A 14,906-nucleotide genomic window follows, 5' to 3' on the forward strand; every position below is an offset into this window, starting at 1 on the left:
TTTACGCCTGATGAAAATAAATAGCAATTAGTTTTTTAAAAATAATAAAATTTAAAAAATTCAGACATAAAATAAAGTCATATTTTGTTAAATTATACACTGTTGGTAGTGTAGTTAGTTAAGTCTAATATAGGTGTTCTATATGGGAACGAATGAAAATAAATCGTGTTTAATGTTTGAAATAAAAGGATAAGCTTTGTTATTGAAGAAAGTAAAAAGGTGATAAAGTACAAAAATAAAGATATTTGGAAATAATATGTGAATAGGGATTTGTGTTGTTTTGATGGTTATGCACCGTAGCAAAGGGGAGTTGAAACTGAAGTGTGTCCCAGTTACTCTAAAACTATAAAAAAGCTGTGAAGAAATGTAACAAAAATTTCTCCACAGCTTATCTTTATATGTGACATGTATAGCATCAATAAAGGTTATTTTACACCTTGCATTAAGTTTTTAATGAACGGTGATACTAAAATTAATACAAGACCAATACCTACTGCGAATAATCCTGAATAAAGGAAGTATTCGTTTGTGCTCATATGGACATAAAGTTTAACCATTTGCGCATTTAACCCTTGTGCCATAGCATTGGATAAAAACCAAATACTCATCATTTGTCCCGCAAAGGCTTCAGGTGCAAGTTTTGTCGTTGTTGATAATCCGATAGGTGATAAGCAAAGTTCACCAAAAGTAACAAGTAAGAAACTCGCCACTAACCAGAACGGATTGATCAAGCTATTACCATCTGGAATAATCATAATTAAATATGAAAGTCCGGCTAAGATAACACCTAGAGCAAACTTAATGACTGTCGGTGGATTATAACGACCTAGTTTGACCCATAAAATTGAAAAGATAGGTGCCAAAATAATGATGAAAAATGGATTTAAAGATTGGAACCATGCAGGTGGAATTTGAAAATCAATTAGTCCGCCTGTTACTTTTGCTAATTGGAGCTCAGTTTTCGTATCAGAGAACTGTGCTAAAACTGTTGAACCTTGTTCTTGAATCATCCAAAAGGCAACAGATGCGATAAACAATGGAATATAAGCAAAAACACGTTTACGTTCATGATCTGCTGTTTTTTTACTTAAAAGCATTCTTGTAAATAAGAAAATCGGTAAAAATACGCCTAAAACTGTAATGACGTTTGAGAACAGTCCAATTGTTAAGTGTCCTGTTGATTGGAGAATAAATCCTAACACAACAAGGATTACGACAATGCTACCGACAATCTTGATGAGTTTTGAACGTTCTTTCTTCGTTAATGGATCTGGTACTTCCACACCTGCAAGACCAAGTGATTTTTTATGTGTGAATAAATATGCCAATAAACCGAAAAACATCCCTACAGCAGCAATAGCAAAGCCGACATGGAAGCCGATATTAACCTGTACCCACCCAATGATAAGTGGTGACAATAATGCCCCTAAATTGATACTCATATAAAAAATAGTGAACGCTGAATCCATGCGTGCATCATTTTTATCGTACAACATACCTACTGTTGAGGAGATGTTCGGTTTGAGTAAACCTGTCCCAATAATTAAAAAGAGTAAGGCGATGAGCAACAAGACCAAACTATTCGGTAGTGCCATTAAAATATGACCAACCATAATGAGAATAGCGCCATAAAAGAGTGCGTGTCGTGTGCCGGTAATGCGGTCTGCAATCCAACCACCAATCACACCACTCATATAAACCAATGCACCATAAATTGAAACGATTTGAAGGGCGATGTCTTGGTCTAGACCAAATCCACCTTTAGCTACCGAATAATAAATATAGAAAGCTAAAATACCTTTCATACCATAGTAACTAAAGCGCTCCCAAAATTCTGTAAAGACTAGTGTACTTAACCCTTTTGGATGACCGAAGAAACCTGTACGTGGTGTACTGTTAAGGATTTCTTCTTTTGTATAATGCGAACTCATTGACTATTTCCCCCCACTCTAACCAAGTTAGACTTATTCTATAACTAATTGGTATCATACACAAGTAGTTTTTAATGTAAAGAACATTTTATAATATATTTTTATGGTTATGTAAATATATATAATTATTTTCTTGGTTTATCATTTATGTATTCACCGAATTTGTATTCCGACAAAATCAATAAAGTTTATCAGTTATTATAGCATTTTTTACAAGCTTAGCAATATCATATTTGAAATTGAGACAAAATGATTTTTTCAGTCAATAAAGTGGGACGTGTAGAATATCTATTTTGAGTGTGAAACTAAGAAAATGATTTGTAATAGAGCGTGCGATACGAATGCGAATGTCAGCATCATATCATTAAGAGGTTTTATACCATAATAGAAAATTGATAGAGAATGAATTTTAGTGTGCTCATAAGTGGGGGATGAGTGATAGTGGCATGGAAAAATAAAAAGAGAGGTCAGGACATGTTTTATGTCCACCTCTCAGTTAGGTGTTTGACTATTAACGATTATCGATTTTTTCTGGATACATGTCATGGTTCATGAGACGATGTTCAGCCATTTTTTCGTATTTTGAATTTGGACGACCGTAGTTAGTGTATGGATCGATGGAAATGCCACCACGGGGTGTGAATTTGCCCCATACTTCAATGTAATGTGGATCCATTAAATCGATTAAATCGTTCATAATAATATTCATACAATCTTCATGGAAATCACCATGGTTACGGAAGCTGAATAAATAAAGCTTTAAAGATTTAGATTCGACCATTTTGATATTTGGAATATAAGAAATGTAAATTGTCGCAAAATCAGGTTGCCCTGTGATCGGACATAACGATGTGAATTCTGGACAGTTAAATTTAACAAAGTAATCACGATTTTGGTGCTTATTATCAAATGTTTCTAGAACATCTGGACGGTAATCAAAGTTGTAAGTGTTATTTTGATTGCCGAGAAGTGTAATATCTTGTAATTCGTCTTTTGAACGTCCTTCTGCCATGAGAAAGGCCTCCTTTAAATTATTTTGATGGTTGTTGACGCTGCTCGGAACGTGTCGAACGTCGTGCTTTTTCGAATATATAATAGCTTGCACTTAAAATAATGATATAACCGATGATGGCGTATAAATCAGGTGACTCATTGAATAGGACGAAGCCAATCATCGCTGTGAAAATAATTGATGCATAGGTAAATATTGAAATATCTTTTGCCGGTGCGTAACTATATGCGACGGTAATACCAATTTGACCTACTGCAGCGGAAAGTCCTGCTAACACTAAGTAAACAATTTGAATCATGCTCATCGGTTCAAATGTAAATGCGACAAATGGAATCAGCACAATAACTGAAAAGAATGAGAAATAAAATACGATTGTGTAAGGCGCTTCACGTGTGCTTAATGCACGGACAGTCGTATAAGCCGAGGCTGCGAAAATCCCTGATAACAGTCCGATGAGTGCCGGAATGACTTCAGATGAAAATTCAGGTTGGACAACGAAAAGCATGCCAATCATTGCGATAATCATTGAAGTAATCTGATATTTTTGAATCAATTCCTTTAAAAAGATGAGGCTTAAAAGAATCGTCCAAAAAGGATTCAATTTCATCAAAATATCGGCATCACTTAACACCATATGATCAATTGCATATATGTTTAACAGTACGCCCATTAATCCTAGAACAGAACGTGTCATTAATAGAGGTTGACTGCTCAGTTTACCGAAGAAGGGCTGTTTATATTTAATAATAAAGAATAGGGGAATAAACATGGCTACGAAATTTCGAGCGAGTGATTTTTGAAATACGGGTAAATCGCCGGATAGACGAAAAAAAACTGCCATAAAACTAAAACCAATAGCAGAAATTAAAATAGCGATGATACCTTTCACTTTAGTATTCATGATATCGCCTCTTGTTGATAAAAATTTGACTTATACATAGTAGCATAAAATGATACAACTTGCATTATATCTTGCAATTTTACTAAAAGAAGATACAATAAAAGGGAACGTATGTTCTGTTTTAGCTGACTTATAAACGTTTCAGTTGAGAAAGTCAAGTGAGAAACGTGCTTTCAATCAGAAAATAATTTTTTTGTTCTTCTAGTGGTTGATATCATCGCTTTTGATGACAATGAGTGACAAAAGTTCCAATTTATCTCTTTAAATTAAGAATAGAGTTCTGTATAATGAAACACATAATATAGTATGAGCGAACGAAATGAAACACAACATATAGTGTTTGAAAGATGACTAACAACACAAGAATGGACAAAATCAATGAAGGTTTACACGATTTTGAACATTCTATTTCTTTGATTATCTACATATAGTAAGGGTGTCAATAGAGATCATTATTGGATATGAATAATGGGCGTTAGCAACTTTTTAACTTATTTTATGAATCAAACAATAGCAAATATACGTTCGTATTTTATTCAATAACATTTATATTGTGGATTAAGAAAAAGACGACATCAGCAACTACACGAATCATTTATCTCGTGAGAAAGGTGGTTATTCAGGATGAAAGTGGTATTTTATTCTTTTACGGGTAATGTGAGACGATTCGTTAAACGCACAGAACTTGATAACACACTAGAGATTAATGAAACCAATGCGTCAGAAGAAGTGACAGAACCTTTTATTATTGTGACAGGGACAATTGGTTTTGGTGAGGTACCTCAACCAGTCCAACAATTTTTAGAAATCAATCATGAACATTTAAAGGGTGTTGCGGCAAGTGGCAATCGTAACTGGGGAAATAACTTTGCGAAAGCTGGTACGACGATTGCAAATACGTATCACGTCCCTTTATTGATGAAATTTGAATTACACGGCAATAAACAAGATACAATGGAATTTAAAGAGAAGGTGGTCAATTTTTATGAAAACTATGGAACAAAAGCAGTACAAGCATATTGAACTTAATAACCAAGTGACGAAAAGAAATGAAAACGGCTTTTTTCAACTTGAGAAAGATCAAGAAGCACTTGCGGTTTATTTAGAAGAAATCCAAGATAAAACCGTTCATTTCGACAGTGAGATTGAACGCCTTCAATTTTTGGTTGATAACAATTTTTATTACAATGTGTTTGAAGAATACAGTGTAGCCCAACTGGTTGAATTGATTGCATTTACAACAGCGATTCCATTTCAATTTGCAAGTTATATGTCAGCAAGTAAGTTTTTCAAAGATTATGCATTAAAAACAAATGATAAATCACAATATCTAGAAGATTATCATCAACATGTGTTCATTGTGTCACTCTACCTTGCCAAAGGGAATGTTGACCTTGCAAAACAATTGATTCAAGCGATGGTCGAACAACGTTACCAACCAGCGACACCTACATTTTTAAATGCAGGACGTGCACGTAGAGGTGAGTTAGTTTCATGTTTCTTGCTCGAAGTAGATGACAGTTTAAACTCTATTAACTTTATCGATTCAACAGCTAAACAGTTAAGTAAAATCGGTGGTGGTGTAGCGATTAATCTTTCAAAGCTACGTGCGAGAGGTGAAGCAATTAAAGGCATAAAAGGCGTTGCGAAAGGTGTCTTACCGATTGCAAAAGCGCTTGAAGGTGGCTTTAGTTATGCCGATCAATTAGGGCAACGTCCAGGCGCGGGCGCAGTATACTTGAACATTTTCCACTATGATGTAGAAGAGTTTTTAGATACGAAAAAAATTAATGCAGATGAAGATTTACGTCTTTCAACGATTTCAACAGGTTTGATTGTACCGTCTAAATTTTTTGAATTGGCTAAAGAAGGAAAAGACTTTTTCATGTTCGCGCCACACACAGTAGAACAAGAGTACGGTGTCACATTGGACGACATTAATATTGAGGATTACTATGATGCGCTTGTAGCCAACCCAAATATAATGAAAAAGAGTAAAGATGCGCGTGAAATGTTAAATATGATTGCACAAACACAATTGCAATCGGGTTACCCTTATTTAATGTTTAAAGACAACGCGAACCGTGTGCATCCTAACGCTAACATCGGTCAAATTAAAATGAGTAACTTATGTACAGAAATTTTCCAACTACAAGAAACATCGATTATCAATGACTACGGTGTGGAAGATGAAATTAAACGCGATATTTCATGTAATTTAGGTTCATTAAATATTGTGAATGTCATGGAGTCAAATCAGTTTAGAGATTCTGTGCACACAGGTATGGACGCGTTAACAGTGGTGAGTGATGAAGCAAACATTCAAAATGCACCAGGTGTGAAAAAAGCGAATAGTGAATTGCATTCAGTAGGTCTGGGTGTCATGAACTTACACGGTTATTTGGCTAAAAATCAGATCAGTTATGAATCAGAAGAAGCGAAAGATTTTGCGAATGTTTTCTTTATGATGATGAACTATTATTCAATCGAACGTTCAATGCAAATTGCCAAAGAACGTGGTGAGACGTTTGCAGACTTTAATAAAACTGATTATGCAAACGGTCGTTATTTTGAACGTTATACGTCTCAAGATTTCTTGCCACAATTTGAAAAAGTAAAGGCATTGTTTGAGAACCATCCAATTCCGACACGTGAAGATTGGAAAGCATTACAAGCTGAAGTAGAAAAACATGGCTTATATCATGCGTATCGTTTAGCGATTGCGCCAACACAAAGTATTTCATATGTGCAAAACGCAACAAGCTCAGTGATGCCGATAGTAGACCAAATTGAGCGTCGTACTTACGGCAACTCAGAAACATTTTATCCAATGCCGTTTTTATCGCCACAATCAATGTGGTATTATAAATCAGCATTCAACATCGACCAAATGAAGTTGATTGATTTAATTGCTACGATTCAAACGCATATTGATCAAGGTATTTCAACCATTCTATATGTAAACTCAGAAATTTCAACGCGTGAATTGTCACGTTTATACGTATACGCACATCATAAAGGCTTAAAATCATTGTATTACACACGAAATAAATTATTGAGTGTAGAAGAATGTACAAGCTGTGCAATTTAATGTTGATATCAAATAAAGCGAATTGTGCTTTTAATATTATTCATACGCATAAAAGCTATGAGAAGTGGGCTAGGACATGAAATTTTTTGATTGCCATCATGGGCTCTTTTTCCTAGGGGACTTGCCTCAACTAAAATCGCCTTGATTGAAGGTACACTGGACGGAAGCCGAATTGGATTTTCGGCTGCGTCTGATCCCTCAGGAGTCTCGCCCATTTTAGCAATTTGAATTATAATGCTACGAATCAATGAGGCAAATATATAAAAGAAAAATCAAAAATTTTCAGTTCCATTAATCTTAACTTATTTTACATTTCCATCATTTGATTTCGCCTATTGTATGGAATGGGGCTGAGAAAACGCAATTATGTTCTAGCCTCTAAAGAAGTGACCGTATGTGGAACGGGTGATGACTGAACGTTCACATAAAAGGGTGTTCAGTCATCCTTACCAGAGTGAGACCGAGCGTTAAGCAGTCTGTCTCGCTCAACTTTTAAAAATTTAGGGAATGGGGCATGCGTTTGGCCCATTTGTTATATATCACAATATAGATAGGAGCAGATAAGGTCAATGATAGCTGTAAATTGGAACACACAAGAAGATATGACGAATATGTTTTGGCGCCAGAACATTGCTCAAATGTGGGTAGAAACGGAATTTAAAGTTTCCAAAGATATCGCAAGTTGGAAAACATTAACAGAAGCAGAACAAGAAGCGTTTAAAAAAGCATTGGCAGGCTTAACGGGTTTAGACACACATCAAGCAGATGATGGTATGCCGTTAATCATGCTTCATACGAAAGATTTGCGTAAAAAAGCCGTGTACTCATTTATGGGGATGATGGAACAAATTCATGCTAAGAGTTATTCGCATATTTTCACGACGTTATTACCTTCTAAAGAAACGAATGAATTATTAGATAAATGGGTCATTGAAGAACCGCATTTAAAATATAAATCTGAGAAAATTATTAGCAATTACCATAAACTGTGGGGGAAAGAAGCGTCTATTTATGATCAATATATGGCACGTGTTTCGAGTGTCTTTTTAGAAACTTTCCTATTCTATTCAGGTTTTTATTATCCGTTATATTTGGCGGGGCAAGGACGAATGACGACTTCTGGTGAAATCATTCGTAAAATTTTATTAGATGAGTCTATTCATGGTGTATTCACTGGTTTAGATGCGCAAAGCTTACGAAATGAATTATCAGAAAGCGAAAAACAAAAAGCAGATACAGAAATGTATAAGTTATTAGAAGACTTATATGCAAATGAAGAATCCTATACACGTAGCTTATATGAACCCATTGGCTTAGCTGACGATGTTATGAATTATGTCCGTTATAATGGGAACAAAGCACTGTCAAATTTAGGATTTGAACCTTATTTCGAAGAGCGTGAATTCAGTCCAATTATTGAAAATGCGCTGGATACATCAACGAAAAACCATGACTTCTTCTCAGTTAAAGGTGATGGTTACGTTCTTGCATTGAATGTAGAAGCATTACAAGACGAAGATTTCATTTTTTAATCATTAAAAAGTATTAAAGAAGAGTGAGGCAACAGTACGTTCGAAAGGACATGTTGTTTCACTCTTTTTTTGATGCATGTGCGTTTTGAGAAAAATGGAAATTATTTTAAGTCGTGAAAGGGGAAAACGAGAAGAAAAAAGAGTGGAGCCGGGACACAATTGAGTTTCCCAGCCCACTCCGAAAAGTACACTAAATTTCGAAATAATGATGATAATGAAACTTACAACGGTTGTTAAAATGCGCTTCACATTGAGGACAAGATTCAGTCATCATATAGGTTTCAATGGCCATCTCATAACCGCAAACACCGCATAGAATAGCGCGCTCATCAAATTCATCAGAATGCCAGCGCTTAGGACGGTGTTTTTCAGATTCATTGTGGCATTTAAAACAAGGATAATATTTATGACAACATTTAAACTTAATTGCGATGACATCGAATGGCGTATTGTAGTGAGTACAACGTGTTTCTTGGTCGACAGTCGCACCATAAACTTTCGGCATTGCATTCGCTCCTTAAACTTTTCTTTATTTGTCTAAATTTTCCCCAATAATACGTACTTCTCTTTCTAATTCAATTCCAAATTTTTCTTTCACGACATTTTGGACATGACGAATTAGGTTTTCATAGTCTGTAGCTGTCCCGTGATCCACATTAACCATAAATCCAGCATGTTTGCGAGAAACTTCGACACCACCAATACGATGGCCTTGTAAGTCAGCATTTTGAATGAGTTGACCTGCAAAATGCCCCGGTGGACGACGGAAAACGCTGCCACATGATGGGTATTCAAGCGGTTGTTTAGATTCACGTCGTTCTGTGAGGTCGTCCATCTTCTCTTGAATGTCTTCTTGCTTCCCAGGTGTTAGTGTAAATGCAGCTTCTAACACGACATAATGTTGTTTTTGGATAATGCTATTACGATAATCCAATTCAAGTTCGTTATGTGTTAATTTAATCAATTCCCCGCGTTCGTCAATCACAAGTGCGTAATCAATCACATCTTTCACTTCGCCCCCATAAGCGCCTGCATTCATATAAACAGCGCCGCCGATAGAACCAGGGATACCACATGCAAATTCAAGGCCTGTTAAAGCAACGTCACGTGCTTTTCGAGACACATCGATAATCGCTGCACCACTGCCGGCAATAATCGTCGCGTCAGAAGTGACAATGTGATTTAAAGAAAGCAAACTTAATACAATCCCTCGAATACCACCGTCTCTAATGATGATATTCGAACCATTGCCTAAATAGGTCACAGGTATGTCATGTTCATATGCATATTTTACGACTTTTTGTACATCTTCATAACGTTCAGGTGAAATATAAAAATCTGCATTCCCCCCAGTTTCAGTGTAAGTGTAGCGTTTCAATGGTTCATCTACCTTAATAATACTTGCAGGAATCAGTTTTTCTAAATCCTGTAAGATGCTAGAATGATTCACAAATAACATCCTTTCTTTTCGTTATAATTCATAGTGTTTTTGTCAATTTAAAAACAAATTCTCATATTTGATGGTCATTACAAAGTATTTTTAGACTTAATTATATTTTAACTGTTTTAATAGAACGCGTCATGTATGAACATTTTTATGTTGTGTATTGCTGCAGCTGTTTAAACCATTGCGTTTTTAAATTTTCATAGTCTCGGATAGGCATGGTTGACTGGTCGAGAGAGGCTTTTTGGTCTTTAAAAAATTGAATGGCTGCAGGGTGATGTGTTAATAGTTCATGAAATTGTTGATATTGTTGGAAAGTAGGTGTGTGCATTTGAATGATATGTAAACGAACTTCTTGCTTTAATTCATTAAGATTATTAAATTTTGCCATCACGACTTTCTTTTCATAGGCATGATGTAAGCGGTAAAATCCTACATAGTTTAATCGCTTTTCATCTAAGGATGTAATGTCGTGCAAATTTTCAACACCGACTAAAATATCTAAAATAGGTTCAGTTGGATAATTAAAATGAAAAGTACCGCCAATATGTTGTGTAAACTTTACCGGTGAATCTAAGAGGTCGAATAAAATGTGTCGGTATTTTTCATATTGTGTCGCATAAAATGATTGTTGATTGTCGGTCGTAAATGGTTGGACATGACGATACATATGATGGCCTCTTTGAGTATCCTGTTGCGCAATTCTGCATTACTATATCATATATTATTTTCAAGTTAAATATGTTTATGTATAATACGAATTGAATAAGAGGTGTAGCAATGGAAAAATGGGTGAAAATAATCATTTTAAGTTTTTTAATTGTTGGCAGTCTTACCGCATGTACGGCATCATCTCAAAAACAGATGCATGCATTTGATCAACAAATGAAGACGGTCTCTGAAAAAGAACGCATTGTGAATCAAACTTTGGAAGAAATGAATTTAAACCAACTTTATGATCTGAGTCAAACCGATACGACCGATGCGAATAAACGCGCTTTTGATCAACTGAAAAAACAAATTGACAACACGTTAAAACCAGCAATGAAAGCGTATCATCAGGAGGCTCAAGCACTTCCAGAAGAAAATAAAGATTTAAAAACATTGAAGTCTACATATTTAGAGGGCATAAAGGGTAAACAAAAAGTAATTGAAAAACTGGACCATTTTGTCGTACTCTGTCAAAACTCAATACGCGCCAATGAAAATATACTTGATTTCACACAACAATTTGAAAAGTATCGTAGTCGTGTGGAGACACAAATAAGTAGTGCGAAACAAACTACACAAGGTGCAGAAGATAGTGTGAAACTAGAAGCGCGCCTGGATGAAAATAATCGCTATATTAAAGATAAAGCAGAGACTTCTATCCGCGAAAAAGATGGAAAGGCACAAATGCATGCGATTCAAGATGAAGTCATTCCGTTAGTTCAAAAACAGATAAAAGCGCTCAATGAAATGCAATTACGAGATGAGACGGCGAATCGCGCACGGCAAAATGCGGTTCAAATGTATTACAGTCTCGAGCGCTACTATCAAGAACGTGTCAAAACGATTGAATATAATCAACAATTAGCCGAAACCAATATCCGTAAATTAATAACAAAAGCTAAAGATCTAGACAGCTACAACACACCGTATGAAAATCAGCGTGATCAAGTGAATTCAAAGTAATTGAAGGATTCTGTTGAGAGTTGATTGTTATGGTCGTTGAGTAGCGGATTAAAAATTAAAGGTTAACAAGCTTATATTATGTGTGTATAATGGTAAACATTGAGAAAAGTACTGAGTTATTTCAGATAATAGACAAACAGAAAATCTACTTAGAGGTGAAGAGAATGGCGATTAAGCTAACTTCGATTGACCAATTCGAACAAATCATTGAAGACAATCCATATATATTTATTTTAAAACATAGCAATACTTGTCCGATTTCAGAAAACGCATTTGATCAATTTAATAAATTTTTATATGAACGTGATATGGATGGTTACTATGTCGTCGTTCAAGAAGCGCGTGAATTATCGGATTATATTGCTGAAAAGACAGGCGTTCAACATGAATCACCTCAAGCCCTTTATTTCGTAAACGGTGAGGTAAAGTGGCATGATAGTCATAAAAATGTGAATGTCTCTGAACTTGCGAAAGCTGAAGAATAGGCGGACATTGTTTGCTACTTCTGAAGTGATGCGATGATGGATAGCCTTGAATAGTTTAAGCAATCAACGTTGAAAATGATGAGCAATATTTGAAATATATGAAAGCAACACACGCGATAATGCAAGATGTGTTGCTTTTTATTTTGATAAGCGTCATCAATATATAAGACCTATTGTTGTGAGGATAACAGGAGCTCGGCGATACGTGTAAAATCATTTCGTTCCGTTCGTTTGTACACTATTGAAGGTCAAGGCTATAATATAGAATAATGGGATGAATTGAGATATATTACATGAATACAATGTTGAATTTAAATTGAGATGTTGATGATAAATATTTGAAAGATAAGAGGGTGACCACATGAAAATATTAGTAGCAATGGATGAATTTAATCACATTATTTCAAGTTATGATGCAAACCGCTATGTCGAAGAAGGTGTGGCGAGTCAAATTGAGGATGCGGATATTGTACAAGTACCTCTTTTTAATGGAAGAAGAGAACTATTAAATGCGGTCTTTTTATGGAAGTCTGGCACACAATACCAAATTTCGGTACATGATGCAGCAATGCAAACTGTTGATGCAACGTATGGTCAAACAGAAGATGGCTTGACAATTATTGAAGCTGGCCAATTCTTGAAAGGGACGTTGCCACTTGTGCAACAAACAAGCTATGGTTTAGGCGAAGTCATGCGTCATGCTTTAGATAAAAATGCGCAACATATGATTATTTCAGTCGGTGCCATGGATACATTTGATGGTGGTGCAGGGATGTTACAAGCTTTAGGTGCACAATTTTACGATGATGAAGGTCGAATTGTTGACATGACAAAAGGTGGCGGTCAAATCAAACATGTGCGTCGTATCGATCTCGAAGGCCTACATGAAGGTTTGAAGCAGTGCCGGATTCAGATTGTAACTGATTTTGAGAGTAAACTATACGGAAAACAGAGTGCAGTCATGAAGACTTATCCAAATCTCAACATAGACCGAGAAGAAGCGGTGATTATTGATAATTTACTTTGGTACTGGAGTGAATTGTTCAAACATCAGCATCATATCGTGCTAGGTATGGTTGAACGAGGGGGTGCTGGTGGCGGCATTGCGGCGACGATGCAGGCGTTATTTAATGCAGACATCCATACGAGTCATGAACTCGTTGATCAAATTACAGGATTAAATCAATTGGTTAAACAAGCCGACTTGGTTGTATTTGGTGAAGGCATTGATGAACAAGACGAAATGATAGAAACATCCTCATTAAGAATTGCGGAACTTTGCCAACAATATGACAAGCCATCCATTGCATTATGTGGGACAACTGATAAATTTGAGCGATTTGAAGCGTTAGGTGTTACAGGTATGTTTAATACGTTTATCGACATGCCTAAAACATTGACGGATTTCAAAATGGGAATACAGTTGAGAAATTATGCGGTGCAAGCCGTTCGATTGTTGCGCACACCATTTAATTAGTGATGATATATGAATCAAAAAGAGACTGAATTTTTCAGTCTCTTTTTGATGGTTTAACTGGTATTGATTATTTTACATTCAGCACATACCACTATATTGTCTTCGGACGACAAGTCTTATTTTTCAGCTGCTTTTTGTACGATGCCTACGATGACTTGTACGGCTTGTGTCATTACATCAATCGATGCGTATTCATAAGGACCGTGGAAGTTATCGCAACCTGTAAATAAATTCGGTGTCGGTAAGCCCATAAACGAAAGTTGTGAGCCATCTGTGCCACCTCGAATAGGTTCTGTGTTCGGCGTGATATTAAGTTCAGCATAAACTGCTTTTGGAATATCGATAATATGTTGAAGTGGCGTAATTTTTTCTGCCATGTTTCGATATTGGTCATTGATTACGAGATGAACAGGATCATAATAATAACGTGCATTGATGTCTTTTTGAATCGCAATAAGTTGTTGCTTTCGATTTTCAAAAGAAATGCTGTCATGGTCACGAATGATGTAATGTGCTGTGGCTGTTTCAACGTTTCCATTCATTTCCATGAGGTGGAAGAAACCTTCGTAACCTTCAGTATGTTCTGGCACTTCATTGGCTGGCAACGCTTGGTGGAATGCGTGCGCTAAATTCAATGCATTGACCATTTTATCTTTTGCAGAACCAGGGTGCACATTCACACCTTCAAACGTAATTTTAGCTTCAGCAGCGTTAAAACTTTCAAATTGTAATTCGCCTAATTGACTGCCATCCATAGTGTACGCAAATTCCGCATCAAAACGTTCAACATCGAATTTGTGAGGGCCACGACCGATTTCTTCATCTGGAGTAAAACCGACACGAATACGACCATGTTTAATTTCTGGATGTTCGATTAAGTATTGGAGCGCCTCCATAATTTCGACGACACCTGCTTTATCATCAGCGCCGAGTAATGAAGTCCCATCTGTTGTCATTAATGTATGGCCTTTAACTTTAAGAATATCTGGAAAGACTTCAGGATTAATTTCACGGCCAGAAGTACCTAAAGTAATGACACCGCCGTCATATAGATCTATGATTTGTGGATTAACATTTGCAGCATTGAAATCTGGTGATGTATCCACATGCGCTAAAAATCCAATCGTAGGTGCATCTGTTTCGATATTCGCTTCTAATGTGGCGAATAGATAACCGTGATGATCTAAATCTGTTTCGAGGCCCATCGCTTTTAATTCACTCTCTAAAAGATGAAGCAAATCCCATTGACGCTCAGTAGAAGGGGTTGTCTCGCTACTTGGGTCAGATTGTGTATTGATTTTAACGTAACGTGAAAGTCTTTCGATAATTTGTTCTTTCAAACTGAACACTCCTTTTTGA

13 protein-coding genes are annotated in these 14,906 nt (G+C 36.1%); 6 read left to right on the forward strand and 7 right to left on the reverse strand.

What is annotated here, in order from left to right:
- Positions 1 to 425: 425 nt before the first annotated feature.
- The 3 genes from CD138_RS02765 to CD138_RS02775 all read right to left on the reverse strand — a co-directional run bounded on the left by CD138_RS02765 (position 426) and on the right by CD138_RS02775 (position 3,844).
- Positions 426 to 1,931, reverse strand: a complete 1,506-nt coding sequence (locus CD138_RS02765) for a peptide MFS transporter (RefSeq protein ID WP_019168527.1) — start codon at positions 1,929 to 1,931, stop codon at positions 426 to 428.
- 511 nt (positions 1,932 to 2,442) lie between these two features.
- On the reverse strand, positions 2,443 to 2,943 hold the full coding sequence (gene queF / locus CD138_RS02770) for a preQ(1) synthase (protein ID WP_019168526.1): 501 nt from the start codon (positions 2,941 to 2,943) through the stop codon (positions 2,443 to 2,445).
- Positions 2,944 to 2,962: 19 nt separating this feature from the next.
- Positions 2,963 to 3,844, reverse strand: a complete 882-nt coding sequence (locus CD138_RS02775) for a DMT family transporter (protein ID WP_019168525.1) — start codon at positions 3,842 to 3,844, stop codon at positions 2,963 to 2,965.
- A gap of 624 nt (positions 3,845 to 4,468) precedes the next feature.
- Here CD138_RS02775 and nrdI point away from each other — a divergent pair.
- From nrdI to nrdF, 3 genes are all read left to right on the forward strand, one after another.
- Entirely contained in the window at positions 4,469 to 4,867 is a 399-nt protein-coding gene (gene nrdI / locus CD138_RS02780; protein ID WP_019168524.1) for a class Ib ribonucleoside-diphosphate reductase assembly flavoprotein NrdI, read from the forward strand.
- Positions 4,830 to 6,935: a class 1b ribonucleoside-diphosphate reductase subunit alpha gene (gene nrdE, locus CD138_RS02785; protein ID WP_019168523.1), complete on the forward strand. Its 2,106-nt coding sequence runs from the start codon at positions 4,830 to 4,832 to the stop codon at positions 6,933 to 6,935. Before nrdI ends, nrdE begins: the two co-directional genes overlap by 38 nt.
- Before the next feature lie 569 nt (positions 6,936 to 7,504).
- The gene (nrdF, locus tag CD138_RS02790) at positions 7,505 to 8,467 is read left to right on the forward strand and encodes a class 1b ribonucleoside-diphosphate reductase subunit beta (RefSeq protein WP_019168522.1); all 963 of its coding nucleotides are present in this window, start codon (positions 7,505 to 7,507) and stop codon (positions 8,465 to 8,467) included.
- Positions 8,468 to 8,657: 190 nt separating this feature from the next.
- Here the strand turns inward: nrdF and CD138_RS02795 are convergent, their stop codons facing one another.
- The 3 genes from CD138_RS02795 to CD138_RS02805 all read right to left on the reverse strand — a co-directional run bounded on the left by CD138_RS02795 (position 8,658) and on the right by CD138_RS02805 (position 10,581).
- Entirely contained in the window at positions 8,658 to 8,972 is a 315-nt protein-coding gene (locus tag CD138_RS02795) for a CHY zinc finger protein (protein WP_019168521.1), read from the reverse strand.
- A gap of 24 nt (positions 8,973 to 8,996) precedes the next feature.
- Positions 8,997 to 9,926, reverse strand: a complete 930-nt coding sequence (gene murB / locus CD138_RS02800) for a UDP-N-acetylmuramate dehydrogenase (protein WP_019168520.1) — start codon at positions 9,924 to 9,926, stop codon at positions 8,997 to 8,999.
- A gap of 136 nt (positions 9,927 to 10,062) precedes the next feature.
- Positions 10,063 to 10,581: a GrpB family protein gene (locus CD138_RS02805; RefSeq protein WP_019168519.1), complete on the reverse strand. Its 519-nt coding sequence runs from the start codon at positions 10,579 to 10,581 to the stop codon at positions 10,063 to 10,065.
- 110 nt (positions 10,582 to 10,691) lie between these two features.
- Here CD138_RS02805 and CD138_RS02810 point away from each other — a divergent pair, with 110 nt between their 5' ends.
- The 3 genes from CD138_RS02810 (at position 10,692) to CD138_RS02820 (ending at position 13,547) form a co-directional block, all read left to right on the forward strand.
- Entirely contained in the window at positions 10,692 to 11,585 is an 894-nt protein-coding gene (locus CD138_RS02810; RefSeq protein WP_019168518.1) for an EMYY motif lipoprotein, read from the forward strand.
- A gap of 164 nt (positions 11,586 to 11,749) precedes the next feature.
- Entirely contained in the window at positions 11,750 to 12,070 is a 321-nt protein-coding gene (gene ytxJ, locus CD138_RS02815; RefSeq protein WP_019168517.1) for a bacillithiol system redox-active protein YtxJ, read from the forward strand.
- 361 nt (positions 12,071 to 12,431) lie between these two features.
- Positions 12,432 to 13,547, forward strand: a complete 1,116-nt coding sequence (locus CD138_RS02820; RefSeq protein WP_019168516.1) for a glycerate kinase — start codon at positions 12,432 to 12,434, stop codon at positions 13,545 to 13,547.
- Between the two features lie 116 nt (positions 13,548 to 13,663).
- Here CD138_RS02820 and pepT read toward each other — a convergent pair whose 3' ends face one another.
- Positions 13,664 to 14,887, reverse strand: a complete 1,224-nt coding sequence (gene pepT, locus CD138_RS02825; RefSeq protein WP_019168515.1) for a peptidase T — start codon at positions 14,885 to 14,887, stop codon at positions 13,664 to 13,666.
- Positions 14,888 to 14,906 lie beyond the last annotated feature (19 nt).

It is taken from the genome of Staphylococcus intermedius NCTC 11048 (assembly GCF_002902385.1).
GTDB lineage: Bacteria > Bacillota > Bacilli > Staphylococcales > Staphylococcaceae > Staphylococcus > Staphylococcus intermedius.